Here is a 25881-nt window from a genome sequence, read left to right on the forward strand (position 1 = left end):
GTGCGTCCGAGGCGAGGAGCTCTGTGGTGATCGATGAACCTGCCCTTGCCGGACGCAGCGGCGTCGCGCGGTTGCTGACCGAACTCGCGTACGACGTCTTCGACGAACCAGTGCCCATCGCGACGGCACCGTTCCGGCTCACCTGCACGGTGGAGTCGGTTGCCTCCAGCACCGACCAGGCCGAGTTCGTTCGGAGCAGGTTGTGGCCGTGCCCGCCGAAGCTGGTCACGAGTGCCTCACATCGGGTGACCTGGGTCGACAGTGAGGGCGTGACGAACGTCGCCCACTGTGGATCCCTCGGTCCGGCAGTCCCGATCGTTGCGCGGGAAGCAACGCTGGCGTTGTGGGCGAGGTTGCGGGCGGACGCCCGGCTGGCGGAGCGTGCCGAGGCCGTTGACTCGGTGCAGTCGGACCTGCTGGCTGCCATCACCACGGACAAGGTGCCGGCCGAGATCCTGCGGACAGGAGTCGACGCCGCCGCGCGGGTCCTCACCCAGCATGCCTATCTCGCGGGTACGACGCCGTACGACGAGCCGGCCGGGTTCGCGGAGGCGCTGCGGGACAGCGGGATCTTCAACACCGTGGCCGGGACCTGGCACTGGGGTCTCCAGGCGTCGACGTATCGGCGCGGTCTGATCCCGGTGCAGTTGGTCTGCTTCGGCGGCCGCATGACCTACTCGGCCGACACGGTCGCGGCGCTGCGGGAGATGAAGGAAGCCCGCATCGAGGCGGCCCGCGCCTCCGACGACAGCGATCCAAGCGCAGCGCAGTACGTCGCACTCGGATCCGCTGAGCAACCGCGATGCCTCGCGCACGCCCCACATTCCGTCGACGGGCGCCGGGTCAGTCTGGTGATCCAGGTCGCCAACTCGTTCGTCGACGCGTTCACGCGGCTGCTGAAGGTCGTGACGGTCGCCGTCGAGGATTCGGAGGAGACCGGCAGCGTGGACGGCCAGGGCGAGGTGTTCGAGGTGCCGGACATGACGTGTCGGCACTGCATCCGGACCATCACCAAGGCGGTCGGCGAGTTCGGGGTCGCGCCGCCGGAGTTCGACCTGGAGACCAAGCGGGTGGTGGCGAGCTTCGGCTCGGCCGAGGTCCGGGTGCAGAGCTTCGCCGCGATCCGGGCCTGCGGCTACACCGTCGTACCGGTGACTCGGTAGCTGACCGCCGTCGTTCAGGTTGTCCAGGGGCGGAGCTTCTCCGGATTGCGGACGGCCCAGATGTGCTTGATGCGGTCGTCGGCGATGTCGAACGCGATGACGGTCTCGGTGACGCCCTCGCGCTGGATGACCAGCCCCGGCTGACCGTTGACGGTCCGCTCCAGAACGACCAGCCCGTGCGCACGGTCGACCAGATCGGCGAAGTACTGCGCGACCTGCGTGCCACCGTGAACGGGGTGCGGAGCGGCCGTGACCACGCCGCCACCGTCGCCGATCGCGACCACGTCGGGGTCGAGCAGCGTGATCAGCGTCTGGATGTCCTTCGCCGCCCAGGCTGCCTTGAAGTCGCGGACGATCTCGGCCTGTTGCTTGGTGGGTGCCGTCGGGCTCTGCGCCGTACTGATCCGCCTGCGCGCCGATGAGGCCAGCTGCCGGCAGGCCGCCGGCGTCCGGCCGACGATCTCGGCCACCTCGGGGAACGGATAGCGGAAGACGTCGTGCAGGATGAACGCCACCCGCTCGGCCGGGGTCATCGAGTCCAGCAGGACCAGGAACGCCATGTTGACGGATTCGTCCAGGGTGACGCGATCCGCCGGGTCGCCGCCCGGCTGATCGCCGAGCCACTCGGCCTGGTCGGGCACCGGCTCCGGGACCCACTCGCCGACGTACCGCTCGCGCCGGGCGCGGGCCGATCGGAGCAGGTCGAGGCAGATGCGGCTGGCGACCTTGGTCAGCCAGGCGGCCGGGTTGTCGATCGCGTCCTGCTCCTCGCGGGACATCGCGTACCACCGGGCATAGGTGTCCTGGACGACGTCCTCGGCGTCGGCCAGCGAGCCCAGCAGCCGGTAGGCGAGGTTGATCAGCTGCCGCCGCTCGCTCATGATCGCGCTCAGGCTCGGATCCGACCCGGTCATGGTGCTCCCTTCGACATCTGCTGCCTTCACTGTGCCCTTCAATGGGTCCGACGAGGCAGGCAGGCGAAGTGTGAGCTCACAGTTCGCCGGGCTGCCTCGTCGGACCGATCATGACCACACAGAACGCGGTAGACGAAGTAGACATCCGGCAACGGATCGACACGTTGGTCGCGTCGGTCCAGGCAGGTGACCTCGACGGACTCAAGACGATGTTCGCGCCGAATCTCGTCTCGTTCGACATCGAACCGCCGCTGCGGCACCTAGGCGCCGAGAAGAAGTGGCAGAACTGGGTGAACGTCTTCGCGGCGTACCAGGAGCCACCCAGCTACGAGGTGCGGGACCTGACCGTGCTGGTCAGCGGCGATCTGGCCGTCGTGTACAGCCTGAACCACATCAGCGGCACGTTGCGTAGCGGCGCTCCGACCGACTACTGGGTCCGCTGGACGGCCTGTTTCCGCAAGCTCGACGGCGCCTGGCTGATCGTGCACGACCAGGTGTCGGTGCCGGTCGACTTCCCGACCGGCAGAGCCCTGCTCGACCTCCAACCCTGACCCCCTGAGCACTGGAAGGACCCCGTTTCTGATGGAACCCGTGAAGGCCGCGATCATCTACTACAGCGCCACCGGCACTGTGCACACGCTCGCCCAGGCCGCGTTCGAAGGCGCGGAGAAGGCCGGCGCCGTGATCCGGTTCCGCAAGGTCAGAGAGAACGCGCCGCTCGAGGCGATCAACTCCAGACCGGAGTGGCGTGAGCACGTGGACGCCACCGCCGACGTACCCGAGGCTGTGCTGGACGACATCGCCTGGGCTGACGTGGTGCTGTTCGGCACGCCGACCCGCTTCGGTACGCCGGCCGCGCAGCTCAAGGCGTTCATCGACAGCACCGGTCCGTTGTGGGCTGCCAATCAGCTGGCCGACAAGGTGTACACCGCGTTCACCGCGAGCGGCACCAAGCACGGTGGGCAGGAGTCGACGATCCTCTCGCTGTCGAACGTCTTCTACCACTGGGGCGGGATCATCGTGCCGCCCGGCTACACCGACGAGATCCAGTACAAGACCGGTAACCCCTACGGCACGTCGCACGTGACCGGAGACGGACCAGTCGACGACATCCACCTCGAGGCGGCGCGGTACCAGGCGCGCCGGGCCGTCGAGACGGCGGCGGCCCTCAAGGCCGGTCGCGCGGCCTGATCCGGTCAGGGCGCGATCTGGGTCCCGGCGGTGCCCGCGATCACGGCGGTGGCGTCGTCGAGTGACCCGATGGCCGCCCGGCCCTTCGTCCCCTCCGCGAAGCGCCGGGCGGCCGTGACCTTGGGGCCCATCGATCCGGCCGAGAACGTGACGGCCGCGAGGTCCGCGGTGCTGACGTCGCGCAACGGTCGTTGAGCCGGTGTGCCGTAGTCGAGGTAGACAGCGTCCACGTCGGTGAGCATCACGAGCAGGTCCGCCCGCAACTCGGTCGCGATGAGGGCCGCGGTGAGGTCCTTGTCGACGACAGCCTCGACTCCGCGAAGACGGCCGCCGTCCTCGACCACCGGTACGCCGCCACCGCCTCCGAGGATCACGGTGACACCGCTGCGCAGCAGGAGTTCGGCGGCGTCGAGTTCCACCACTCGTCGCGGCACCGGCGAGGGGACCACGCGGCGCCACTGCGCGCCGTCCGGCCGGACCGACCATCCGTTCGTCAGGGCAAGCTTGCGCGCGTCGTCCTCGGGGTAGCCGCTGCCGACGTACTTCGTCGGGATGCCGAAGGCCGGATCGTCCGCGTCGACGACGGTCTGGGTGACGAGCGTGACGGCCGGGCGGGCGATCTGGATGTCCGCATCGGGCCGTTCGCCCCGCCGCAGCAACGCATTCCCCCCGAGCGCGATCACGATCCGCATGCCTCAGCGTCCCACGCAGGCCCGCAGATCGTCGTACGCCGGGATCCTGCGGGCCGTGTGGCGGGGGATTTGGGACCTTTGGCCCTGATCCGGACAGTGGCCGAGGGCTGGAATAGAGGGGCGAGGGAGGCCGGCGAATGCGGTGCCCGGCCGATCCAGAACAGCCACCGCGGGCACTGCATCGCGAGTCCCGGCCTCCTTCCATTCGCGCCAGACCGGAGCAGGAGCAAGTGAGGGAGGCCCCTGGTCCGCCGGGGTAGGAGCCGATAGGTGGGGACGGCTTCTCTCCCGGGGGGCGAAGGAAGAGGGAATCGCCCGGTGGGACGACTGGATTTCGGGGGAGTCGTCAGGGGTCGATTCCTGAATCGCTGGGGCTGCGTGGAGGAGCGTGTCCCCAGCATCGGTTGTCGTGCGGCTTGACCTCATCGGCCGCACGGCACCGGCCGATCGAACTCAGCCGAGAGGGGCGCGGAGTTCGAGGATGGTGCCGTGCGGCTGTCTCCTCTCGAGCCGTACGGCACCACCCAGGGCCTCGGCTCGTTCGCGCAGATTGCGCAGTCCGCTCTGCTGGTCCCCGGGCGTGAACCCGACACCGTCGTCGCTGACCCGCGTCACGACCTCGCCTTCGGCCACCGTCACCTCGACCGACACGGCCGACGCCTGCGCATGCCGGACGACGTTCGACAACGACTCGCGGATGGCGGCCAGGATCTGTGGGCGGACGGCTGCCGGTACGGCGAGGTCGAGCGGTCCGGAACACGTCAGCACCGGCCGGAAGCCGAGCGGACCGGCGTACTCCGCGACAAGCGTTTGAACGTCGGCCCGCAGCGACCGCCGGCGCGGCTGATGATTGAGCTCGAAGATCGCGGCCCGCAGGTCCCGGATGGTCGCATCGATGTCCTCGACCGCTCGCTTGATCCGTTCCCGTCCCTCGGGCTGGACCATCGACTGCATGCCCTGCAACTGCAGGCCGGTGGCAAACAAACGTTGGATGACCAGATCGTGCAGATCCCGGGCGATCCGGTCGCGGTCGGACAGGACCGCGATCATCGACTGATCGCGCTGAGCCTGCGCCCGGTCGAGGGCGATGGTGGCCTGACTGGCGAACATCCGGACCAGGTCGGTCCCTTCGCTGACCTCGAGTACGGCGCCCCGCTCGGCGGCCACGAGCAGCAGTCCACCGGCCACATGCGTTCCGGCCGGCAGCGGTGCCAGGACGATCCGTCCCAGTGATTCGACCTCGGGGATCTCGTCGATCCGCCCGCTCTGCTTCGCGACGTCGACGATGTCGTCGATCAGCACCTGGCGATCGCCATGCATCACCTCGTAAAGGATCGGGAGGACGACCGTCCGGCCGACGTACCGCTGGAACTCGTCCGGGCCGTCGATCGCCTCGATGATCAATTCGTCATCGGCGGACAGAATCACCACGCCGAGCCGGGAGCCGGAGACCTCGCGGGCCCGGCGGGCGATGAGCTGGAGAGCCTCCTGCGGCTCGAAGGCGCCGAGCATCAGCTGGGTGATCTCGGCCGTCACCTCGTACCAGCGGCGCCGCCGCTCGGTGTCGGCATGCCACCAGACGCTGTCGATCACCACGCCGGCAGCGAGAGCGCTCGTCGTCACGGTTCGCTCGTCGTCTGGGCTGAACTCGGTCCCGCGGCTCAACGAGAGGCTGCCCACGACTCCGTCGCGGCCGTGGATGGGTACGTCGATCGAGCGCGATGCCGGCGCGGCGTCGCCCAGGACGCTGCGATGGACGATCCCGGTGCCGTCCTGGCCGAACACGCTCAGTACGCCGTGGCCCGCCCCGGCCAGCGCGCACGCCGCAGCGAGGATCCGGTCCAGTGCACCGTCGTCCCAGGCCCCACTCGGTTTCCGACTCACGGCCACCACGGTAAGGGGCGGGACACCCCTTACACGAGGAGTCGGTGGCCGCTCAGCGATTCCACGCCGAGCCGGATCAGCTGCCGGCCGGGCTCGGACGGCGCCAGGACGAGTGCCTCCTCCGGAGGTACGACGGACAGGTGCCCGACCGCTGTCACGGTCCATCCCCCGTGCTGGTCGGCATCGAGGTCGTCCGCTTCGAAGGCCACCACGTCGCCTCGCAACGCGGCCCGGATCCCCTCCCCCTCGTCGTCCGCCACGAAGACGATGGTGTCCTCATCGACCCGGAACCCCACCACCCGCACCGCCGGCAGACCGCCGCGAGTGAAGACGACCCGGCCGACCGGCACCGTCCGAAGCAGGCGCAGGCACTCGCGGTCCTCGAGGAGATCGATTCCGGCCGGGCCGAAACGCCGTTCGGTGTGCATCACGACCTCCAGGGCTGGTGCGGCGCTACTCTGAGCGAGACGGTCGGGCCTGGGGGGATCGAGGTGCGATGGCTATCAAGGTGTTCCTGCTTGACGACCACGAGGTCGTCCGGCTCGGCCTGCGCCAGTTGCTGGAGAACGAGCCGGACATCGAGGTGGTCGGGGAGGCGGCGACGGCGGCCCAGGCGACCGCGCGGATCCCGGCGCTGCGGCCGGACGTCGCAGTACTGGACGTGCGGCTTGCCGACGGCGACGGGATCACCGTGTGCCGCGAGATCCGTTCGTCGATGGCGGATCCACCGGCCTCCCTGATGCTGACGTCGTTCTCCGACGACGAGGCCCTGTTCACCGCGATCATGGCCGGTGCTGCCGGCTACCTGCTCAAGCAGGTGAGTGGCACGGACCTGGTCGGAGCGGTACGACGCCTGGCCGCGGGGGAGTCGCTGCTCGATCCCGCGATGACCAGGGCCGTGCTGGAACGGCTGCGCAATCCGGAGCACGAGCAGGACGACCCGCGGTACCAGTCGCTGACCGATCAGGAGCGCCGCATCCTCGACGAGATCGCGGAAGGCAAGACCAACCGGCAGATCGCGCAGAGCATGCTCCTGGCCGAGAAGACGGTGAAGAACTACGTGTCCGGACTGCTCCGCAAGCTCGGCATGGATCGCCGGATCGAGGCCGCCGTGTACGCCGTCGAACGCGCCAAGCGCCGGCCGAAGACCTGACCGCTTGGCGAGTCCGGTCGCCGTCGCAGGGCCGCGGTCGACTGTCATCGGACTCCCCTCCCAGCAGTGTTCCCATCGAAGCCGCCGCTGTGCCCCACGCGGCAGGGTCGCAGGGCCCGGGACTTCGGGACCGACGGTCCGGATCCGAGTGGCGGTGGCCCGGCACAGGCACCATTCTTTGCGCATGGGTGACGAGGGTGGGCGGCTGCACTTCCTGGACTGGTTGCGGGTGCTGGCCGTGTTCGGGGTGTTCGTGTTCCACACGCTGCGGCCGTTCGACGACGCCGACTGGCATGTGAAGAACGCCCAGACGAGCGAGGGGATCTCGATCGCGATCGCGTTCCTCGGGCTGTGGGGGCTGGCGTTCTTCTTCATGCTGTCCGGCGCGGGTGCGTGGCTGGCCCTGCGGTGGCGGACCGCGGCCGGCTACCTGCGTGAGCGAGTGCTGCGGCTGCTCGTGCCGTTCGTGGTCGCGTATGTGCTGTTGTCGCCACCGCAGTACTTCATCGAGGAGCACCACAAGGGCGGGTCCGATGCGTCGTTCTTCGGGGATGTGAAGACCTTCTTCAGCGACCTGAGTGGGCACGCACCGTTGTGGCTGCGGGACACCTATCACCTGTGGTTCCTGATCTACCTGCTGCAGTTCGCGCTGCTCGGCCTGCCGGTGTTCCTCTGGTTGCGTGGCGCGCAGGGCCGGCGGATGGTCGACTGGATCGCGCGGCGGTGCGAGCGGCGCGGACGGATCCTGCTGCTGGCCGCCCCGCTGGTGCCGGTGCATCTTGTGCTGCTCGCCGCGCCTGGTCCGGAGCATGGCTGGGGCGAGTTCGTGTTCTTCTTCGACTTCTTCGTGGTCGGGTGTCTGGTGATGTCGGACGACCGGCTGATGGCCGCCGTACGACGAGACGCCGTACCCGCGCTGGTGCTCGGACTCGGAGCGTTCCTGCTCGGGGTGGCGACCGGGATCATCGACTTCCTCGACGGCTGGTGGGAGGACCCGAGCTATTCGTGGGTCTACATCTGGTACTCGACGCTGATCACCTTCGCGGTGTGGGGCTGGCTGTCGGCGGTGCTCGCGTTCGGCATGCGGGCGCCCGCGTTCCAGCGGCCGCTGCCGGCACCGGTCGCACGGGCGGCGATGCCGTTCTTCATCGTCCACCAGCCGATCATTCTCGCGGTCGCGTACTACGTCGTCGGCTGGGACGCGAACCTGTGGATGAAGTACGCCGTACTGCTGCCAACTGCATTTGTGCTTGCCGCCGCACTCGCGTGGGTGCTGTCGGTCCTGCCTGGGGTGTCGGTGCTGTTCGGGGTGAAGCGTCAGGCCCAGGTGAGCATCGGCTCGACGGAGCGAAGGAAGACGCGCTGAGGCAACAGTCGTGCGGTGGTGTTGCGAAGCGGGACGGTCAGCCGGCTGTGCGCTTGGGCGAACCGGCCGGAGGCAGCTGACTGCCTGGCGATGGCCACCTGCCCACCGTGCGAGGTTGACCTCGGACCTGGGTCCAGGGTTCAGGATGGAAGCATGCGGACAGGAGAGCTGGCCGGCCAGGTCGGCGTGAACGTCGAGACGCTGCGGTACTACGAACGCCGCGGGCTCCTCGACGAGCCACCGCGGACGGCTGGTGGCTACCGTGACTACCCGACCTCGGCGCTGGAGCTGCTGAGGTTCGTGAAGCGCGCCCAGGAGCTCGGCTTCAGCCTCGACGAGGTGGAGGAGTTGCTCGACCTGGACGCCGGCGGCCCGGTCGGGTGTGACGCGGCGCGAGCGCTGGCCGAGCACCGGCGCCAGGATCTGGCGGCCCGGATCCGGGATCTCCAGCGGATGCACGACTCGCTCGCGGTACTGATCACCACCTGCGACCTACCACGGGCCGACCGCAGCTGTGCGTTGCTGGAGGCGCTCGGACCGGAGGCGGAGCGATGAGGCTGGAGGTTCTGCATGTCCCGGACTGCCCGAACCTGCTGCCGCTGCTCGAGCGTCTCGCGCAGGTCTCCGACCTTCCGATCAGCACCCGAATGATCGAGTCGCCCGCGGACGCGGAGCGCTTCGGCATGGCAGGCTCACCGACGCTACTGATCGATGGTGAGAACCCGTTCGCGATGGGAGCAACGCCAAGCCTGGCCTGCCGTCTCTCCGTCCCGTCGACCAAGCAGTTGCGCGAGGCAATCAACTCGTCCGGCTCGCCGGCCACCGAGATCCTCAGCACGTGGCGGCGGCGCGCCGTACCTCTGGATGCTGTCACGCGAGCAGCACACCGCGAGGTTCTTCGCGCCTTCGCGACCACCGGAGCTCCGCCTTTCGGTGGTACGACGGAGGTTCTCAGGGCACTGCATGAGCTCGATGCGATCCGGCTGACATCGGACGGGGAGATCGCTGTCGCCTACCCGTTCTCGGCCACCCCGACGAGGCATCGCGTCCGGATCGCCGACCAGGTCGACGTGTACGCGATGTGCGCTGTCGACGCGCTCGGCATCGCGCCGATGCTGGGCCAGGACACCGTGATCCACTCCACCGACCCCACCGATGGGAGTGGCATCACGGTCGTCCGCCGAGCGGACTCCGCACACTGGGATCCCGCTGGCGCAGTCGTCTTCATCGGCGCCGATCCCGGCGGTGGCCCGTCCGCCGACTGTTGTTGCGACTACCTCAACTTCTTCGCGACCCGCGCCGCAGCCGAGGCCTGGACGACCGCGCATCCGCAAGTTCCCGGGCAGATCATCAATCAGCGGGAAGCCGAGGACCTCGCCGTCCGCCTGTTCGGCCAGTTGCTGGACGAGTGACGATCAGACGCTGCGCAGGACCGAGACCACGATGCCGAGAACGACCGCGTTGTCGCCGTCGATGACCTCGTACGCCGGGTTGCGCGGCTCGAGGTAGACGTGGCCGTTGCGGCGGCGATAGACCTTCACGGTCGCTTCCTCGTCGATCATCGCGGCGACGATCTGGCCGGAGTGCGCCTCGGACTGCTGCCGGACGACCACGATGTCGCCGTCGCAGATCGCGGCGTCGATCATCGACTCGCCGCGGACCCGCAGCCCGAACACGGTCCCGCGGCCGGTGAGTCCGCGCGGCAGCTGCAGTACGTCGTCCACGTGCTCGACCGCGGCGATCGGAGTACCGGCGGCGATGTCACCGACCACCGGCACCGGCACCGAGTCCTCGCCCGACTGCCGCGACGGCGAGTCCTGCAGGAACATCCGTACGTCGATCGGCCGGGAGACCGACGGGCTGCGGCGCAGGAACCCCTTGTCCTCGAGAGCGCCGAGGTGCTTCGACACCGAGGATGTGGATCGCAGGCCGACCGCGTCACCGATCTGGCGGGTGCTGGGGGAGTACCCGTGCCGTATCACCCAGTCCCGGATCACCACCAGGATCCGCTGTTGCCGCTCCGGTAGCGCCGCCGTGTCCAGGTCCCCGAACAGATCAAGATCAGTCACCACGAGATCCTAGAGCGCGGCACTGTCCCGGATCGCATCCGACCCGCCGCACCGAAGTGGCAACATCCTCCAACCGGCTCCGACGTCCGGTCCGAGAGCGCGCATCGGGCGCGCTCGAGGAGGTCGTCATGAACGCGACAGATCGAGCACGCTGGTCGGTGACCGCAGTGTTCTTCGTCAACGGGTGTCTGGTGTCGAGTTACCTGGCCCGGATCCCGTCGATCAAGGTCGAGCACCAGCTCAGCGAGAGCCAGCTGGGCATCGTCCTGACGCTCTTCGGCGCGGCCGCGCTGGTCTCGATGCAGTTCGTGGGGGGCCTGGTCGCGCGCTCCGGCAGCCGCCGGCTGATCCAGGTCGGCCTGGCCGCGCTCCCCATCCTGCTGGCAGGCGTCGGTCTGGCCCGCAACCCGGTGCAGCTCGGCATCGCCGTACTGATCATGGGTCTCGTGCATGGCGCGGTCGACGTCTCGATGAACGCTCATGCGGTTGCGGTCGAGCGCCTTCGCGAGAAGCCGATCCTGAACGGCTGTCACGCCGCTTGGAGCGTGAGCGCCGTACTCGCGTCCCTCGTCAGCGCCGCAGTCACCCGCGCCGGTGTCGGCATCGGTGCACAGTTTCTCCTGGTCGCCGCCGCACTGCTGATCGCCGGTCAACTGGCGACCCGCAATCTCCTTCCGCCCGAGGCAGACCGGTCCGGTACGACGAACGGCGAGCAGCGGACCGGCTGGAAGTCGGGATGGACCCGCCCGGTGCTGATCTTCGGCGCGATGGGCTTCGTCGTGATGATCGGCGAGGCAGCCGTGATCAGTTGGAGTGGAGTGCTGCTGCACGAATCACGCGGTGCCGACCTGGCCACCGCCGGCCTCGCTTTCACGGCGTACACGGCATGCCAGACCGCGGGCCGCCTGATCGGTGACCGTCTGACCGAGCGGTACGGCGCCGCAGCCGTGTTCCGGATTGCCGCATCGGTGGCCGTGATCGGATTGGCCGTGGTGGTCGCCGTACCGCTGTGGTCGATGTCGATCGCCGGATTCGGACTGGTCGGTCTCGGTGGGTCGGTCCTGCTACCGCTGATCTTCAGCGCTGTCGGTCGCGAGGGCGGGACTGCCGCCGCGACCGCGGTGTCGCGACTGACCACGTTCACCTACGCCGGAGTCCTCATCGGGCCGGCGGTCGTGGGCTGGATCGCGGCTGGTGCCGGCCTGATCTGGACCTTCACAGGCCTGCTGCCGTTGCTGGCCGGCGTCGCTGTGAATAGCCGTCTGCTGACGCGCAGGTCACCGGTTGGGCACGTTTCGGCGTCAGAACCTCGGTAGGAAGCAGACTGCAGCTAGTCGCGTACCGAGGATCGGGCGGGTGACCAAACCTCCGCCCGATCCCGTCCTGGACGAGTGCTTACGGCGGCCGGCAGAACGGTGCCCAGGGCAACGAGACCCAGGACCGCGCCGATCCAGGCGACGGAGGGGTAGCCGGCGTCGGCGTCGATGGCCAGGCCGCCGAGCCATGGTCCGATGGTGATGCCAACATTGAACGCCGAGATGTTGAATGCGGCCGCCAGCGTCGGCGCGGACCCGGCCAGGCCGAAGACCCGGGTGTTGATCGCGGGGTTGTTCGCGAAGCCGAAGGCCCCGACGAGCACGATCGCCACGACCGCGAGCCACGGCGTCCCGGTGCCGAGGGCAAGGACGATGGATGCCGCGATCCCGCCACCGATGCCGACATGCAGCGTCGCGAAGGGCCGTGCATCCGCCGTCCGGCCGCCGATGGTGATGCCGGCCAGCGCACCAACGCCGTACAACGCCAGCACGACCGGGACCCAGCCTTCGGTGAGGCCGGTGGACTCGGTGAGCAGGGGAGCGAGGTAGCTGAAGGTCACCAGGTACGCCGCCGTGGACATCGCCGTCGTGCCATAGGCGAGCCATAGCTTCGGGTTGATCATCGCGCGCAGTTCGGCGCGAAGATCAGGCGTAGTGCCGGAGCGCCCACCCGGAACGGTGGCGACGACGCCGATCATGGCCAGCGCGGACAGAACGGCGACGGTCCAGAACGCGCCTCGCCAGCCCAGGTGCTGGCCGATGACGGTACCTGCGGGGAGGCCGACGATGGTGGCGATCGTGAGTCCGCCGGCGACGATGCTCATCGCCTTGCCGCGCGCCTCCGGCCCGGCCAGGCCGATGGCTGTCACCGCGGCGACCGCCCAGAAACCGGCGTACACGAAGGCGCCGACGATGCGTGTGGCGACGAGCATGCCGTAGCTCGGCGCCAGGGCGCCGACGACGTGAGTGAGCGCGAAGACAGCCAGGAAGGCCAGCAGTGCAGTACGCCGTGTCCAGCGCAAGGTGACGACGGCCAGGATCGGTGCGCCGACCAGCATGCCGACAGCGAAGGCCGAGATCAGCAGGCCGGCAGCCGGGATAGACACGTTCAGGTCGCCGGCGATCTCAGGCAGGAGACCAGCAAGCATGAGTTCGGACGTGCCCTGGGCGAAGATCGCCAGACCGAGCACATAGACCGCGAGCGGCATGAGTTTCCCTCGTATTGGATCAAACAGTTCACAACGCGGGCAGCGGTGACCGCGGACGGAGGTTGTTCAGAAGGCGCGGAGTGCGGCCGCGACGACGGCTTCCTGGGCACTGCGTGTCGCGCCACCACGGGCGGCGACTCGCAGCCCACTCAGGACGACGAACACGTACTCCGCGAGACCGGCGGCATCCTGGCCGGCGATCTCGCCCGCCGCCTGCGCGGTACGGATTGCCGTGGTCAGCGCAGCCAGCCGGGTGGAGTGGTCGCGCTCAAGTGCTGCGGCGATCTCGGGATCGTTGGGCGCGAGGTCGACCAGTGTGTTCACGACCAGGCAACCGGCCGGATCGGTGGGATCCGGCTCGACCGCGTCCCAGAGAATGCGGCGAACGCGCTCTCTGATCGGCAGGTCGCTCTCGATCACCTCGAGCTGACCGCCGGTCCGGTCCTCCATGTAGTGCCGGAGCGCCCGGTCGAAGAGGTCACGCTTGCTGTGAAAGGTGTTGTAGATGCTGCTCCGGCCGAGCCCGGTCGCCTCGCACAGGTCCTGGGTCGAGGTGCCGTCGTACCCGAAGGTCCAGAACACCTTCATCGCGGCATCGACAGCGCGCTCCTCGTCGAACGTCCTCGGCCTGGCCATGACGTCAACGATAACACGTTATGGATCGATCGATGCAAAACCGCTTGTATCGGCAGGTGACCTGCGGCGATAGCATCCCGGCATCGGGGCGAGTGCCGGATGCTCTTCGACAAGGAGCGGGACACTCGCCTTCACTGGGGGCAGGGGGTTGGGACTGGGGGCTCATCACTTTCCGGACCAGCCGTGTCCGTCGAAAATGAGGAGCTTCTGTGAGGCTGTACAAACCTGGGGTGCTCGCGCTTGCCCTTGGATTGCTGGCCGGACTGACCGCCAGCGGTCCGGCTGCCGCGGAGGAGACGAAGACCGTCTCGTACCGCGGCTACCAGGTGACGGTTCCGGCGAGATGGCCGGTCGTGGATCTGGCCGCCAGCCCGTCAACCTGTGTCCGCTTCGACCGCCCGGCCGTGTACCTCGGCCGCAGTACGGCTCAGGCCGACTGCCCGGCGCATCTGGTCGGCCGGAGCGAGGGGCTGGTGCTCGAGCCGCTGACCAGCGCACCATCTTCCAGCGAAGGCCTGCTGCGTCGCGCGATCGCGGACGCCGGAGTACTCGCCACCGCGTACTACGCTCCCGGCGAGGAGCAGGCTGCGAGCGACGTACTGGCCACCGGCCGGGTGGTCTCGAAGTCGCAGTCCGCACGGATCGCGCAGCCGGCCTTGGTCACGCCCTCCGTGGTCGCTACTGGCAACTTCACCGGCAACGCCTTCGACACCTGCACCGCGCCGAGCCAGGCGGCGATGGACGCCTGGCAGCCGGACTACAAGGCTGCCGGCGTTTACATCAGCGGTGCACTGCGAGCCTGCGACCAGCCGAACCTGACCGCCGACTGGGTGTCGGCGAACGCCGCCAAGGGCTGGAAGTTCCTGCTGATCGACGTCGGCCTGCAGGCGCCGTGTACGACGTACAGCAGCCGGATGTCGACGGTCCCGGGGACCGCTCTCGCGCAGGGCCGGACCGCCGCGTTCAACGCTGTCACCGCCGCGAAGGCACTCGGGTTCGCGCCGCGCAGTGCGATCTACAGCGACATCGAGGCCTACACCTCGACCGCCGCGTGCAAGGCCTCCGTACTGTCGTACCTGAGCGGCTGGACCCAGCAGATGATCGCCCTCGGGTACGTCGGCGGCGCGTACGTCGGCGCCGCCTCCGGTGGTGCGGACCTGGCCAGCGTCTACACCAGTACGGCGTACACCCGGCCTGACAACATCTGGTTCGCGCACTGGGGATCGACGCCGACCGGGACGAGCCGCTTCATCCCGGCGACGTACTGGACCAACCACCAGCGGGTGCATCAGTACGTCGGCAACGCCTCGGAGACGCACGGCGGCGTGAAGATGTCGATCGACAAGAACTGGGTCGACGTCACCGCACCACCGCCACCGGTCACCGGCTTCGCCGTGACAGGCAGCGCGGCTTCCGCGGCGCTCCGATGGACCAATCCCGCGAACACGACGATCGGTCAGATCATCGTCCGCAGCGCGGCCGGTTCGACTCCGCCGGCGCTGCCGACGTCAGGGACGTTGGTCTACGCAGGAACGGCGAGCAGTGCCACCGCGACCGGCTTGGCCAACTCGGCGAGCTACGCCTATCGCGCCTGGGTGAAGGACAGCACCGGGAAGATCGGTCCGGGTGCGGACGTGCGGCTGGTCGGTACGAAGGCCACCATCACTTCCAGCGCGGCAGCCCTGATGTACACGGGCTCGGTCACGCTGTCGACGACGATCACGCGCCTTGACGCTGCGGCGAAGCTGAGCGGCGTACGCGTGATCCTCTACTCGAAGGCGAAGAACGCGACCAAGTGGTCGACCGCTGCGACGCTCACCGCGGATGCGAACGGTGCCGTCACGTCGGTGCGGAAGCCGACCGTGTCGACGTACTACATGTGGGGCTACAACGGTGGCGCCGGGCTGCTCGGCACGCGGAGTGCGGCCGCGCTGGTCCAGGTGCGGCCCGCGATGTCGGCGTACCTGAGTCCGGCGGCGATCAAGCTCGGTGCGGCGACGCTGTTCTACGGATATCTGAATCCGCCGCACGCCGGCACGACGGTCTACCTGCAGCGCCGGTCCGGTACGTCGTGGGTCGCGGTGACGACGACGAAGCTGACGACCACCGGGAAGTACTCGTTCAGCATCAAGCCGACGGCGCGGGGCACCTACACGTACCGCGTGGTGTGGCTGGCCGACGCGGATCACCAGGGCACGCAGACACCGTCGAAGGTGCTGACGGTCAGCTGAAGCCGAGCTCGGGCCGCCGCGCTTCGGCGGCGGCCCGGTCTATCGGCGGTGGCGATCGGTTTGATCGCGAAGAATCGTTTTTCGGGATGGCCGACCCCGACTTACGGTCGGGGACATGACTACCTCGGAGAAGCTGTACCCGGTCAACGGTGTCGAGCTGTGTGCGGAGACCTTCGGGGATCCGGCCGACCCGGCGGTGTTGCTGATCCATGGGGGATCAGCGTCCATGCTGTGGTGGGAGAGCGGACTGTGCAGGAAGCTCGCCGAGCGTGGGCGGTACGTCATCCGCTACGACCAGCGCGACACCGGCCTGTCGACGTCGTACCCGGTTGGCCGGCCCGGATACTCGATGCGCGACCTCGCCGCCGACGCGGCCGGGCTGCTGGATGCCTTGGGCATCGATCAGGCTCACGTGGTCGGGCAGTCGATGTCGGGCGGCACGGCGCTCGTGATCGGCGTGGACCATCCGTCGAGGGTGGCATCGATGACGTTCGTGTCCACGTCCACGGGAGCCGACGACCTGCCCCCTCCGTCCGGGGCGATGCCGCGCCTCGATCCACCCGACTTCAGCGACCCGGCCTCGGTCGAGGAGTACGTCGTACGGTCGATCGAGGCGGAGTACCTCGAGCACTTCGACGAGGTTGCAGCCCGGGACCTGGTACGGCGGGACATGGCGCGGGCACGGGACTTCGAGGCTTCGCTGACCAACCACTACGCGATGTCGTTCGACGGTCCGGTGAACGGTGGGTTCGGCGACCTGACGATGCCGGTGCTCGTGGTGCACGGCGGGCTGGATCCCGTGTTCCCGTTGGCACACGGCGAAGCCATCCGGGACGCCGTTCCCAACGGCCGACTCGTGGTTCTGCCGGACGTCGGCCACGGAGTGCCGGCGCCGCGGTGGGACGACTTCGTCGACGCGATCGCCTCTCACACCGGGAGCCGATGATGCGCTTCGCGTTGTGGGTTCCGCTCTTCGACGAACTCGCCGACCCGCGCGAGGTGGCGCGTCTCGCGGCCGGGGCAGAGGAGGCCGGCTGGGACGGGATGTTCGTCTGGGACCAGCTGTGGTGGCGGGCGCCGGTGTCGTCGGTGGCGGATCCGTGGATCACGATGGCCGCGATGGCTGCCGTGACCGACCGGCTGCGGCTCGGACCGATGGTGACACCGGTCGCGCGCCGGCGACCGGTGAAACTGTTGCGGGAGGCAACCACGCTCGACGTACTGTCGGGTGGGCGGCTCACGCTCGGCGTCGGACTCGGCAGTGACCGGTTCGCGGGGGAGTTCTCCCGGTCGGGTGACGAGGTCGACGACCGGATCCGCGCCGAGCAGCTCGACGAGGCCTTGGAGATCCTGACCGCCGGTTGGACCGGTGACCCGGTGTCGCATCACGGCACGCACTACACCGTCGACTCGGTCACCTTCCTGCCGCGCCCGATCGCGGGCCACATCCCCCTCTGGGTCGGCGGATTCCCGGGCAAACTCAAACCGCTCCGTCGGGCCGCGCGCTACGACGGCTACTTCCCGGTCAACCTGACCTCCCCGGACCAGCTCGCCGAGTCCGTCGCTCTCCTCGAGTCCATCCGTGGCGACCTCACGGACTACGACATCGTCATCTCGCTACCTCCCGGGACCGACCCAGCGCCGTACGCCGCTGCCACCTGGTGCCTCACCGACTTCGACCCGTCCACCCTGCGCTTGGCCGACGTACGCGCCGTCCTGACCGCGGGCCCGCCGCGCTGAGGTGGGCCTGCCTCTGTCGCCCTGGGCCCGACCGGGTGTCTAATCGAACGGACAGTGGGTGGCGTGGTGGGCGTCGCGGGAGGTCGAATGGCGAGCGTCAGCGAACAGACCGGGATCACTGAACGTACTGGCCCGTCGGTGGGAGTGGCACCGTCGCGGCGGCCTTTGGGGCAGGTGATCGGACGGTTGCTGTCGACGACCGACCACAAAGTGATCGGTCAGCTGTATCTGGTCACCTCGTTCGCGTTCTTCCTGATCGCCGGGCTGATGGCGATGATCATCCGCGCCGAGCTGGCCGAGCCGGGCCTGCAGATCGTGGACGAAGAGGTCTACAACCAGCTCTTCACCATGCACGGCACGATCATGCTGCTGCTGTTCGCGACACCACTGTTCGTAGGTTTCGCCAACGTGATCATGCCGGTGCAGATCGGCGCTCCCGACGTCGCGTTCCCCCGGCTGAACATGTTCAGTTACTGGCTGTTCCTGTTCGGCGGCCTGATCACACTAGGCGCGTTCGCGACTCCCGGTGGTGCGGCCGACTTCGGCTGGACGGCGTACGCGCCGCTCTCGAACGGCATTCGTTCGCCCGGTGTCGGCGGTGACCTGTGGGTGATGGGCCTGTGGATGGCCGGCCTCGGCACGATCCTGGGTGGCGTCAACTTCGTCACCACGATCATCACCATGCGGGCACCGGGGATGACCATGTTCCGGATGCCGATCTTCTGCTGGAACATCCTGGTCACGTCGATCCTCGTGCTGATCGCGTTCCCGATCCTCGCCGCCGCGTTGCTGATGCTGGAGGCGGATCGACTACTCGGAGCCCATGTGTACGACGCCGCGAACGGCGGAGCGCTGCTGTGGCAGCACCTGTTCTGGTTCTTCGGCCATCCAGAGGTCTACATCATCGCGTTGCCGTTCTTCGGCATCATCACCGAGATCCTGCCGGTGTTCAGCCGCAAACCGGTGTTCGGCTACATCGGTCTGGTCGCGGCGACGATGGCGATCGGCGCGCTGTCGATCGCGGTGTGGGCCCACCACATGTTCGTGACCGGTGGCGTGAATCTGCCGTTCTTCTCGTTCATGACGTTCTTGATCGCGGTGCCTACCGGGGTGAAGTTCTTCAACTGGATAGGCACGATCTGGGGCGGGTCGGTGTCGTTCGACACGCCGATGCTGTGGAGCGTCGGCTTCCTGGTGACGTTCCTGTTCGGCGGGCTGACCGGGATCATCCTGGCGTCGCCGCCGCTGGACTATCAGCTCAACGACAGCTACTTCGTGGTGGCGCACTTCCACTACGTGGTGTTCGGGACCGTGGTGTTCGCGATGTTCGCCGGGTTCTACTTCTGGTGGCCGAAGATGACCGGCCGGATGCTGAACGAGCGGCTCGGGAAGCTGCACTTCTGGTTGTTGTTCATCGGTTTCCACACGACCTTCCTGGTCCAGCACTGGCTCGGTGTGGAAGGCATGGCGCGCCGCTACGCGACGTACGGCGCGAACGAGGGCTTCACCACGCTGAACCAGGTCTCCAGTGTCGGTGCGTTCCTCCTTGGCGCCTCGACGTTGCCGTTCCTCTACAACGTCTATCGGTCCCGCCGCACACCTCCGGTCGGTGTCGACGACCCTTGGGGTTGGGGTCGCTCGCTGGAGTGGGCCACGTCGTCGCCGCCGCCCCGGCACAACTTCGAGCAGTTGCCACGCATCCGCTCGGACAGCCCCGCCTTCGACTTCCACCACCCTGAGTTCTCCCAGGGCGAGCCGCAGTCCAACCTGCTCACCAAGGCCGGGACCGAGCCTGAGACCGAGTCCGAGACCGAACCTGAGACCGACTCCGAGCGCGAGCCCGACTGATCAACCGGCCAGCCGATCGAGCAGCTCGGTGAGGAGTTGCTCGGTCTGCTGGGGTGCGGGGTTGGTCGCGGCCAGCAGGTCCAGGGTCTGGGTGTAGGTCTCGACGTCGTCGCGTTTGTCCAGGTAGAGCGCGCTGGTGAGGTGCTCCAGGTAGACGATGTCGGGCAGGTCGTGCTGGGGGAAACGCAGCAGGGTGAACGCGCCACCGGTTGCGGCGTGGCCGGGACTGCGGAGCGGGACGATCTGGAGTGTGACGTTGGGCCGACGGGATGCCTCGCGGAGGGCGTCGAGCTGGTCACGCAGGACATCGAGGCCACCGATCGGGCGGAGCAGGACCGACTCCTCGATGACGGCCCAGAGCTTCAACGGTGGCTCACGGTCCAGGACCCGCTGGCGCCGGGTGCGAAGAGCGACGATCCGCTCGATCTCCTCGTCCGCCCGCGCGTTGCCGGGCGTCAGGCGAGCGACGGCGCGGGCGTAGTCGGCTGTCTGGAGCAACCCCGGAACGAACTGGATCTCATAGGTCCGGATCAGTTCCGCCGCTGCTTCGAGGCCGAGATACGCGTCGAACCAGTCCGGCGTGACATCGCCGTACCGGTGCCACCAGCCGCGGTTGTTCGCCTCCCGCGCCAGCTCCAGGAGCCGCTCCCGCTCGCGCGCATCGGTGACGCCGTACAGGCTGAGCAGGTCCTCGACGTCGCGCTCCTTGAACCCGACGCGGCCGAGCTCGAGCCGGCTGATCTTCGACTCCGACGCCCGGATCGTCCACCCGGCATCGGACCGGCTCACCCCAGCCCGCTCTCGCAGACGCCGCAGATGACTGCCCAGCATCATCCGTAACGCCGTCGGCCCAACAACACCTTGCCCCGCCATAGGACGAGTCTACAGCATTATCGAACATATGTTCCCATGAGATCCGACGGGATGAGCGAGCTGGCTACCGCGCGATCCGGGCCTCGAAGTAGTACAGCTCGGAGTCGGCTCCGACCTGGGCGAAGCCTGCCTTTTCGAGGGTCCGCTGTGACGCGACGTTGCCGAGATCGGTGTCTGCGCGCATCGTCGTCACGCCATGCGCGGCGGCGATCTGCATGACGGTCATCAGTGCTTCCGTCGCGTAGCCGTGTCCTCGCGCGGACGGCGCCAGTCCGTAGCCGACCTCGACGACGTCACCGTCAGGGCGCCCCTTGAAGCCGATGCCACCAACCGCCAGCCCGTCGGACTGACGCCTGATCTGGTAGTAGCCGAACGGACGCTGGTCGCCGTTCTGCTCGGTGGCGCGCAGGAAGCCGCCGATGGCGGCCAGGTCTCCGTCGAACGGGTAGTCGGCCGCCCAGGTGTCGTCGGTGTCGGGTGCACGATCGCGAATACGCCGCGCCTCCAGCTCGTCGATCGGGTGCAAACTCAGCCGTGCGGTGCGGGTATCCATGGCGAGCACTCAACCAGCACGATGGTCCATCCTCAACCGACTAATGACAGCCCAGCGGACCAGCAGCTCAGTCGGCTGGTCCGCTAGTCGATCCGTTGCTCAGCGAGATCCGCCCAGTGCTCGACCGCCGCGGGCGTGTAGTGGCGGATCGCCCAGTCGACCATCCGCAGACTCATCACGGCCCACAGCGGGCGGAGTACGTCGGCCGGCAGCGCGTCGAGGATGGCGTCGAGGCGCGGAGTCACCCGTCCGAGCGGCGGCTCGGCATGCACGCCGAACCGCAATGTGACCAGGTCGAATCGACGGTCGCCACGCGCAGCGCCATCCCAATCGATGATCCCGGTGACGGTCCCGTCGACGGCGAGGAGGTTGCCCGGATGATAGTCGAAGTGAACCGCGTCGACCCCCTCCAGCAGCGGTGGGTACGCCGCTCCGACCTCCCGTACCCAGTCCTCGATCCGGGCGGTACGACGGCTGTGTGCGCGCAGCGGACCGTGCAAGCAGAAGCCCGGCCCATCGTGGTCCAGGAACAGGTCCTGCGCCGGCACATCCGGTCGATCCCGGAGCAGCCCGGCGTGCAATGAGTTGAAGTCCAGCGCCTGCGTCAGCCCGTGGTCGTCGAGTCGCCTGATAGGTGCTCCGGGCAACAGCTCCTGGACGGTGGCGATCGCCGTACCGAGCTGGACGGCGAGCTCGGTCCGCGGCGCCGGCACGCCCGCCACTCGCGCCGCCTCGGTGACCGCCAGCGGACCGGCTTCGAGGTCCGGCAGTCGCACGCCCGGCCGCCACTTCAGGATGGAGCGATGCCCGTCCTGCCACCGCACGACAGCGGCACCGACGCTACCGCCGGCGCCAAGCCCCTCGACAACCAGCGGAACGCCGGTCTGTTCCTCCAACTCGGCGGCGATCTGTGCCGCATCAAGCCGTTCGACCGGTGACCAGGCGGAAGAAGTCATCTAGCGAGTCGCCTCCTGTGGGGGTCGCAGAGTCTGCTCGTACAGGTCGACCGCGCCGTGGACCTGCTCGAGGGGAGTGCTCAGACGAAGTTGGAGCAGCGTGCCGTCGAGCGTGATGAGCGAATACGTCACCAGGTGGTCCAGCGGGACATCGGTACGCACGGATCCTACGTCCCGCAGGGTCTGCAGCCGGTCGCGGACCGCCTCCACGACAACCTGTCCCCGCCGCTCCCAGCGCTGCCGGAAGTCCGGATCCGTCAGCAGTTGGCGCCCGACTTCGAGATAGCTGGCGGTGTACCGGAGTCCGGTCTGCGCGTAGTCGTCGACGACCGCACGCAGACCGCCTTCGCGCCACCGCTGCGCGCCGTGGGCGGAGTCCTCCTCGGCGAGAGCGATGAAGATGTCGAGCTTGGTGGGGTAGTAGTTGAAGATCGCCCCGCTCGACAGCCCGGACTCGGTCTCGAGTTCGCGGATGGTCGTCAGTTGGTAGCCCTTCCGGGCGAAGCAGGTGCGGGCGGCGTCGAGGATGAGGGTCCGTCGAGCGGCCTTGTGGGTGTCCGAAACGCGGGGCATGGGTCCCAGTTTACAAAACCGAGCGCGCGCTTTATTTTAGCTGAGTGGACACCCTGAGTGCGCAGCGTGGTCTCCGGCCGTTACTCGTCGCCGAGATCGCGTCGTCGTTCGCGCTGGCCGTGCAGGCGATGGCGATTCCGTGGCTGGTGCTGACCAACGGCGGCAGCGCGACGGACGTCGGTGTCGTGATGACCGCGGGGCTGGCGCCGGCGATCGTGCTCGGGATCCCGCTCGGTGGGCTGGTCGAGCGGGTCGGGGCGCGCCGCTGGATGATCGGATCCGACGTGGTCAGCGTGGCGTTGGTGGCCGCCATCGTGACGCTCGCCGAGGCAGCTGCCCTGCCGTTGTGGGCCTTGGCCGCGCTCGTCTTCCTGCTCGGGTCGCTGCGGACGCCGTACATGGGAAGCCAGCAGGAGCTTCTGTCCAAGCTGGTCGGCGACCGGGAGGGTCTGCTGGCGCGGGCGACCAGCATTCTTCAGGGTGCGAACCGCACCTCATTGCTGCTCGGTCCGCCGATCGCCGGCGTACTGGTGACTGCCATGGGCGCGGCACCAACGCTGCTCGTGACGATCGCGACCCTGATCGTGGTGATCGCGATCCTGCGGCTCGCCGTACCCCGGGAGACTCGGCAGGTGACGGCCGCTCGGCCGCGGCTTCTCGACGGGCTGCGCGAACTCCGTCGCGACCGGCTGGTGAGTTCGTGGATCTCGGCCAGCACGTTCAGCGAGGCCGCGTACCAGGCGCTGTTCGTAGCGATCCCGATCCTCACGGTTCATCGGTACGACGCGACCGCCGCGGCGGCCGGCGTACTCACCGGAGCCTTCGGCGGCGGCGCTGTCGCCGGGAGCTTCGCCGCGATGGCGTTGGCCTCCCGCGTCCGGTCTGTTCGGCTGGCGCTGGCCGGGAAGTTCCTGCAGGCGTTGACGTTCGTGGGCCTGATCCTCGCCGTACCGCTGTGGGGTGCGGTCGCCCTGATCGCGGCGCTCGGCATCGCGAACGGCCTGACGAACGGCCCGTCATCTGCGGTGATGATCCCGCGACTGGGCGAACGCCATCGCGGCAACGCGCTCACCGCCGCTGCGACGATCATCATGAGCGGAGGTGCCGTCGGTAGCGCCGCGGCCGGACCGGCGCTCGACCACACCTCGGCGGAGGCACTCTTCACCGTCGCCGCGATCCTCATGGGCGTGAGCTGCGCCCTCTACGTCCGCGGCGCGGTCCTGGCTAGTCGCGGAGGTACTCCGCCCGCCAGCGAAGGATCGTGGGATCGACCGGACTCGGAGACTGATCGAGTTGAATCAGCCGCAGGTCCGGCGTAGCGAACGACTCGATAGCGGCACGGGTCAACGGCCACGGCGGACCTTCGACCTCGGAGTCCGGAACATCGTCCGCGCGAGAGGCCGCGATCACGAGCAGGGTCCCGTCGGGAGCTACCTGCTCACCGACCTGTTTGATGGCGGCAGGCTGGAGGTCGATCGGCAAGGCCTGCACGGTGTAGATCTCGACGACCAGGTCGAAGGCGCGGTGCCACTCGGCAGGCGGGGCCAGCAGGTCAGCGGTGACGTACTGCGCCTTGGAGTCGGGATGGTTGCGGTGTGCGGCCTGGACGGCTGTGGGGGAGATGTCGAACGCGGTGGTCTCATAGCCGAGGTCCGCGATGAGCTCCGCGTCCCATCCGGTGCCGGCGCCCACGATCAGCGCCGTCTTGCCGGTCCCGTCCGGGTGGGATTCGTCGACCCACTCGGTGAGCATCGGGTGCGCCGTACCTCGATCCCACGGGACGACGGCGGCGCCGTCCTCGGCCGCGGAGTAGAGCCGATCGAACCAGCCCGTCGGATCGTCCTGGGACAGCGACTCGTGGGCGATCCGGCGCGACACGACGTCCGGATCCTCCTGTGGCTCAGACATCCGCGCCACCTTCCCGCTTCGCGTCGGCTTCGAGACCTTCGTGTATGGCTCGCACCGTCTGGACGGTATCAACTTGATCAGGGGTCTTGTCGTCCCGATAGCGCAGTACCCGGGCGAACCGCAGCGCCATGCCCGCGGGGTAGCGCGGTGAGGTCTGAACGCCGTCGAAGGCGATCTCGACCACCACCTCCGGCCGGAGATAGACGGTGTACTCGTCGCGGCGCTCCTCGAGCTCCTGGAATCGCTCGGTCTGCCAGCGCAGCAGCTCGTCGGTCAGCCCCTTGAACGTCTTCCCGAGCATGACGAAATCGCCGGTCGCCTCGTCCCGCGCACCCAGATGCAGGTTCGACAGCCAGCCAGTACGACGTCCGTGGCCCCACTCGGCCGCGAGCACGAGGAGGTCGAGCGTGTGGGTCTGCTTGACCTTGACCCAACCGGATCCACGCCGACCGGCCTCATAAGGATCGGTCAGGGACTTGACCATCACGCCCTCGTGGCCGCGCTTCACCGCGTCGAGGAAGAACGCCTGCCCGGCGTCCGCGTCGTCGGTCACCAGCCGCGGGATCCGTTGCTCCTCAGGGATCAGCTTGCTCAGCCAGTCGTGCCGCGCGGCGCCGTCGAGACCGATCAGGTCCTGCCCGTCCTGATGCAGGATGTCGAAGAAGTACGGCGTCAACGGGACCGACTCCGGCCCGGTCGCCGCCCGGGTCGCCGTCCGCGACCCGGTGACCTGGAAGGCCTCCGGCCGACCGTCCCGCCGCAAGGCGATCAGCTCACCGTCGAGCACGACCTGCTGCGCGTCGAGCGCGAGTACGGCGCTGACCACCTCGGGCACCCGCTTGGTGATGTCGTCGAGCGTGCGGGTGTAGACCACCACGTTGTCGCCGTCGCGATGCGCCTGGATCCGGATCCCGTCCAGCTTCCACTCGAGGGCGGCCGGCGTACCGGTCTTGGTCAGAGCTTCCACGACACTCGTCGCGGACTGGGCAAGCATCGGCTGCACGCCGCGCCCGACCTCCAACCCGAACTGCGCCAGCCCCGCCTCGCCCTCGGTCAGTACGGCCACCGCAACCGGCGCGGCCGCGCCACGCAACATCGTCGCGGCCCGAATCTTCTCCAGCGGGATCCCGGTCGCTCGGGCGACTGCATCGGCCATCACGCCGTCCAGCGCGCCCTGCCGCAACTCGCCGCCGACCAGCAGCCGCAGGAACCGCTGCTCGTCCTCGGTCGCACGGCCGAACAACGCGTCGATCGCCTCCCGTCGGCGGGCCTGTGACCCGGCCCCGGACATCTCGGCCAGCTCGGCGAACGCGCTGTCGACCTCCTCGACCGTCAGCGACGGGCTCTCGGCGGGCGTCGGCGCGTCCATCAACGTCCGCCATCCGACACCCGTACGTCGCTGGCGCAGCTCACCGGACAGGTACGTCACCACGATCTCGGTCTCGGCCGGCTCGGTCGCCCGCGACAGCAGCCCGGCGATGAACTCCGCCTTCTTCAGCCGCGACCGCGTCCCGGCCAGCGCGGTCGAGGTCTCGACCACCTCGGTGAGCAACATGACCCCAGTTTCGCCCATCCCACCGACAGTCCGGCGCACACGGAATTTCCGA

At 68.5% G+C, this 25881-nt stretch carries 26 protein-coding genes; 13 read left to right on the plus strand and 13 right to left on the minus strand.

Annotation, left to right across the window (positions count from 1 at the left end; all coding sequences use genetic code 11):
* Window positions 1-26 precede the first annotated feature (26 nt).
* Window positions 27-1163 (plus strand): cation transporter, encoded by a 1137-nt coding sequence (locus tag ACIBG5_RS05670; protein WP_396390312.1) that lies wholly within the window; start codon window positions 27-29, stop codon window positions 1161-1163.
* 14 nt (window positions 1164-1177) lie between these two features.
* Here ACIBG5_RS05670 and sigJ read toward each other — a convergent pair whose 3' ends face one another.
* Window positions 1178-2077 (minus strand): RNA polymerase sigma factor SigJ, encoded by a 900-nt coding sequence (gene sigJ, locus ACIBG5_RS05675; RefSeq protein ID WP_396390313.1) that lies wholly within the window; start codon window positions 2075-2077, stop codon window positions 1178-1180.
* Window positions 2078-2187: 110 nt separating this feature from the next.
* On the opposite strand from sigJ, the gene ACIBG5_RS05680 reads away from it, so the two are divergent.
* Together ACIBG5_RS05680 and wrbA are read left to right on the plus strand one after the other, a co-directional pair.
* Window positions 2188-2628: a YybH family protein gene (locus tag ACIBG5_RS05680; RefSeq protein WP_396390314.1), complete on the plus strand. Its 441-nt coding sequence runs from the start codon at window positions 2188-2190 to the stop codon at window positions 2626-2628.
* A 31-nt stretch (window positions 2629-2659) separates the two neighbouring features.
* On the plus strand, window positions 2660-3268 hold the full coding sequence (gene wrbA / locus ACIBG5_RS05685; RefSeq protein WP_396390315.1) for an NAD(P)H:quinone oxidoreductase: 609 nt from the start codon (window positions 2660-2662) through the stop codon (window positions 3266-3268).
* A 5-nt stretch (window positions 3269-3273) separates the two neighbouring features.
* Here wrbA and ACIBG5_RS05690 read toward each other — a convergent pair whose 3' ends face one another.
* The 3 genes from ACIBG5_RS05690 to ACIBG5_RS05700 form a co-directional block, all read right to left on the minus strand.
* On the minus strand, window positions 3274-3960 hold the full coding sequence (locus ACIBG5_RS05690; protein WP_396390316.1) for a hypothetical protein: 687 nt from the start codon (window positions 3958-3960) through the stop codon (window positions 3274-3276).
* A gap of 453 nt (window positions 3961-4413) precedes the next feature.
* The gene (locus tag ACIBG5_RS05695) at window positions 4414-5844 is read right to left on the minus strand and encodes a GAF domain-containing sensor histidine kinase (RefSeq protein ID WP_396390317.1); all 1431 of its coding nucleotides are present in this window, start codon (window positions 5842-5844) and stop codon (window positions 4414-4416) included.
* Window positions 5845-5873: 29 nt separating this feature from the next.
* Window positions 5874-6272, minus strand: coding sequence for a pyridoxamine 5'-phosphate oxidase family protein (locus tag ACIBG5_RS05700; protein WP_396390318.1), 399 nt, complete (start codon window positions 6270-6272; stop codon window positions 5874-5876).
* A 68-nt stretch (window positions 6273-6340) separates the two neighbouring features.
* On the opposite strand from ACIBG5_RS05700, the gene ACIBG5_RS05705 reads away from it, so the two are divergent.
* The 4 genes from ACIBG5_RS05705 (at window position 6341) to ACIBG5_RS05720 (ending at window position 9775) form a co-directional block, all read left to right on the plus strand.
* Entirely contained in the window at window positions 6341-6997 is a 657-nt protein-coding gene (locus ACIBG5_RS05705) for a response regulator (protein ID WP_396390319.1), read from the plus strand.
* A 184-nt stretch (window positions 6998-7181) separates the two neighbouring features.
* Window positions 7182-8363 carry an acyltransferase gene (locus tag ACIBG5_RS05710; protein WP_396390320.1) on the plus strand — a complete coding sequence of 394 codons (1182 nt, stop codon included), beginning with the start codon at window positions 7182-7184 and terminating at the stop codon, window positions 8361-8363.
* A gap of 153 nt (window positions 8364-8516) precedes the next feature.
* Window positions 8517-8918, plus strand: a complete 402-nt coding sequence (locus ACIBG5_RS05715) for a MerR family transcriptional regulator (RefSeq protein ID WP_396390321.1) — start codon at window positions 8517-8519, stop codon at window positions 8916-8918.
* Window positions 8915-9775 (plus strand): alkylmercury lyase family protein, encoded by an 861-nt coding sequence (locus tag ACIBG5_RS05720; RefSeq protein WP_396390322.1) that lies wholly within the window; start codon window positions 8915-8917, stop codon window positions 9773-9775. The genes ACIBG5_RS05715 and ACIBG5_RS05720 overlap by 4 nt, the downstream gene beginning before the upstream one ends.
* Window positions 9776-9778: 3 nt before the next feature.
* Here the strand turns inward: ACIBG5_RS05720 and lexA are convergent, their stop codons facing one another.
* Complete coding sequence (gene lexA, locus ACIBG5_RS05725; RefSeq protein WP_396390323.1) at window positions 9779-10432, minus strand: transcriptional repressor LexA; 654 nt, start codon at window positions 10430-10432, stop codon at window positions 9779-9781.
* A 128-nt stretch (window positions 10433-10560) separates the two neighbouring features.
* Between lexA and ACIBG5_RS05730 the strand changes: the two genes are divergently transcribed.
* A complete protein-coding gene (locus ACIBG5_RS05730; protein WP_396390324.1) occupies window positions 10561-11748 on the plus strand; it encodes an MFS transporter in 1188 nt (395 codons plus the stop codon).
* A gap of 14 nt (window positions 11749-11762) precedes the next feature.
* Here the strand turns inward: ACIBG5_RS05730 and ACIBG5_RS05735 are convergent, their stop codons facing one another.
* Together ACIBG5_RS05735 and ACIBG5_RS05740 are read right to left on the minus strand one after the other, a co-directional pair.
* The gene (locus ACIBG5_RS05735) at window positions 11763-12956 is read right to left on the minus strand and encodes a Cmx/CmrA family chloramphenicol efflux MFS transporter (protein ID WP_396390325.1); all 1194 of its coding nucleotides are present in this window, start codon (window positions 12954-12956) and stop codon (window positions 11763-11765) included.
* Window positions 12957-13022: 66 nt separating this feature from the next.
* Window positions 13023-13592, minus strand: a complete 570-nt coding sequence (locus tag ACIBG5_RS05740) for a TetR/AcrR family transcriptional regulator (RefSeq protein WP_396390326.1) — start codon at window positions 13590-13592, stop codon at window positions 13023-13025.
* A 209-nt stretch (window positions 13593-13801) separates the two neighbouring features.
* Between ACIBG5_RS05740 and ACIBG5_RS05745 the strand changes: the two genes are divergently transcribed.
* The 4 genes from ACIBG5_RS05745 (at window position 13802) to ctaD (ending at window position 19411) form a co-directional block, all read left to right on the plus strand.
* Window positions 13802-15823, plus strand: coding sequence for a glycoside hydrolase domain-containing protein (locus ACIBG5_RS05745; protein WP_396390327.1), 2022 nt, complete (start codon window positions 13802-13804; stop codon window positions 15821-15823).
* A 115-nt stretch (window positions 15824-15938) separates the two neighbouring features.
* A complete protein-coding gene (locus ACIBG5_RS05750) occupies window positions 15939-16769 on the plus strand; it encodes an alpha/beta fold hydrolase (protein WP_396390328.1) in 831 nt (276 codons plus the stop codon).
* On the plus strand, window positions 16769-17563 hold the full coding sequence (locus tag ACIBG5_RS05755; protein WP_396390329.1) for an LLM class flavin-dependent oxidoreductase: 795 nt from the start codon (window positions 16769-16771) through the stop codon (window positions 17561-17563). Before ACIBG5_RS05750 ends, ACIBG5_RS05755 begins: the two co-directional genes overlap by 1 nt.
* An 87-nt stretch (window positions 17564-17650) precedes the next feature.
* Entirely contained in the window at window positions 17651-19411 is a 1761-nt protein-coding gene (gene ctaD, locus ACIBG5_RS05760; RefSeq protein WP_396390330.1) for a cytochrome c oxidase subunit I, read from the plus strand.
* On the opposite strand, the gene ACIBG5_RS05765 is transcribed toward ctaD, so the two are convergent.
* The 4 genes from ACIBG5_RS05765 to ACIBG5_RS05780 form a co-directional block, all read right to left on the minus strand.
* Complete coding sequence (locus ACIBG5_RS05765; RefSeq protein ID WP_396390331.1) at window positions 19412-20284, minus strand: helix-turn-helix domain-containing protein; 873 nt, start codon at window positions 20282-20284, stop codon at window positions 19412-19414. It abuts the gene before it with no gap.
* Window positions 20285-20348: 64 nt separating this feature from the next.
* A complete protein-coding gene (locus ACIBG5_RS05770; protein WP_396390332.1) occupies window positions 20349-20837 on the minus strand; it encodes a GNAT family N-acetyltransferase in 489 nt (162 codons plus the stop codon).
* Between the two features lie 83 nt (window positions 20838-20920).
* On the minus strand, window positions 20921-21793 hold the full coding sequence (locus tag ACIBG5_RS05775) for a phosphotransferase family protein (protein WP_396390333.1): 873 nt from the start codon (window positions 21791-21793) through the stop codon (window positions 20921-20923).
* Window positions 21794-22366: a TetR/AcrR family transcriptional regulator gene (locus ACIBG5_RS05780; RefSeq protein WP_396390334.1), complete on the minus strand. Its 573-nt coding sequence runs from the start codon at window positions 22364-22366 to the stop codon at window positions 21794-21796.
* A gap of 44 nt (window positions 22367-22410) precedes the next feature.
* Here ACIBG5_RS05780 and ACIBG5_RS05785 point away from each other — a divergent pair, with 44 nt between their 5' ends.
* Window positions 22411-23685, plus strand: a complete 1275-nt coding sequence (locus ACIBG5_RS05785; protein ID WP_396390335.1) for an MFS transporter — start codon at window positions 22411-22413, stop codon at window positions 23683-23685.
* On the opposite strand, the gene ACIBG5_RS05790 is transcribed toward ACIBG5_RS05785, so the two are convergent.
* Both ACIBG5_RS05790 and ACIBG5_RS05795 read right to left on the minus strand, forming a co-directional pair.
* Window positions 23591-24274 (minus strand): class I SAM-dependent methyltransferase, encoded by a 684-nt coding sequence (locus ACIBG5_RS05790; protein ID WP_396390336.1) that lies wholly within the window; start codon window positions 24272-24274, stop codon window positions 23591-23593. The two genes, ACIBG5_RS05785 and ACIBG5_RS05790, sit on opposite strands and share 95 nt — an antisense overlap.
* Entirely contained in the window at window positions 24267-25829 is a 1563-nt protein-coding gene (locus tag ACIBG5_RS05795; protein ID WP_396390337.1) for an ATP-dependent DNA ligase, read from the minus strand. Before ACIBG5_RS05795 ends, ACIBG5_RS05790 begins: the two co-directional genes overlap by 8 nt.
* Window positions 25830-25881 lie beyond the last annotated feature (52 nt).

It is taken from the genome of Kribbella sp. NPDC050241 (assembly GCF_044459685.1).
GTDB lineage: Bacteria > Actinomycetota > Actinomycetes > Propionibacteriales > Kribbellaceae > Kribbella.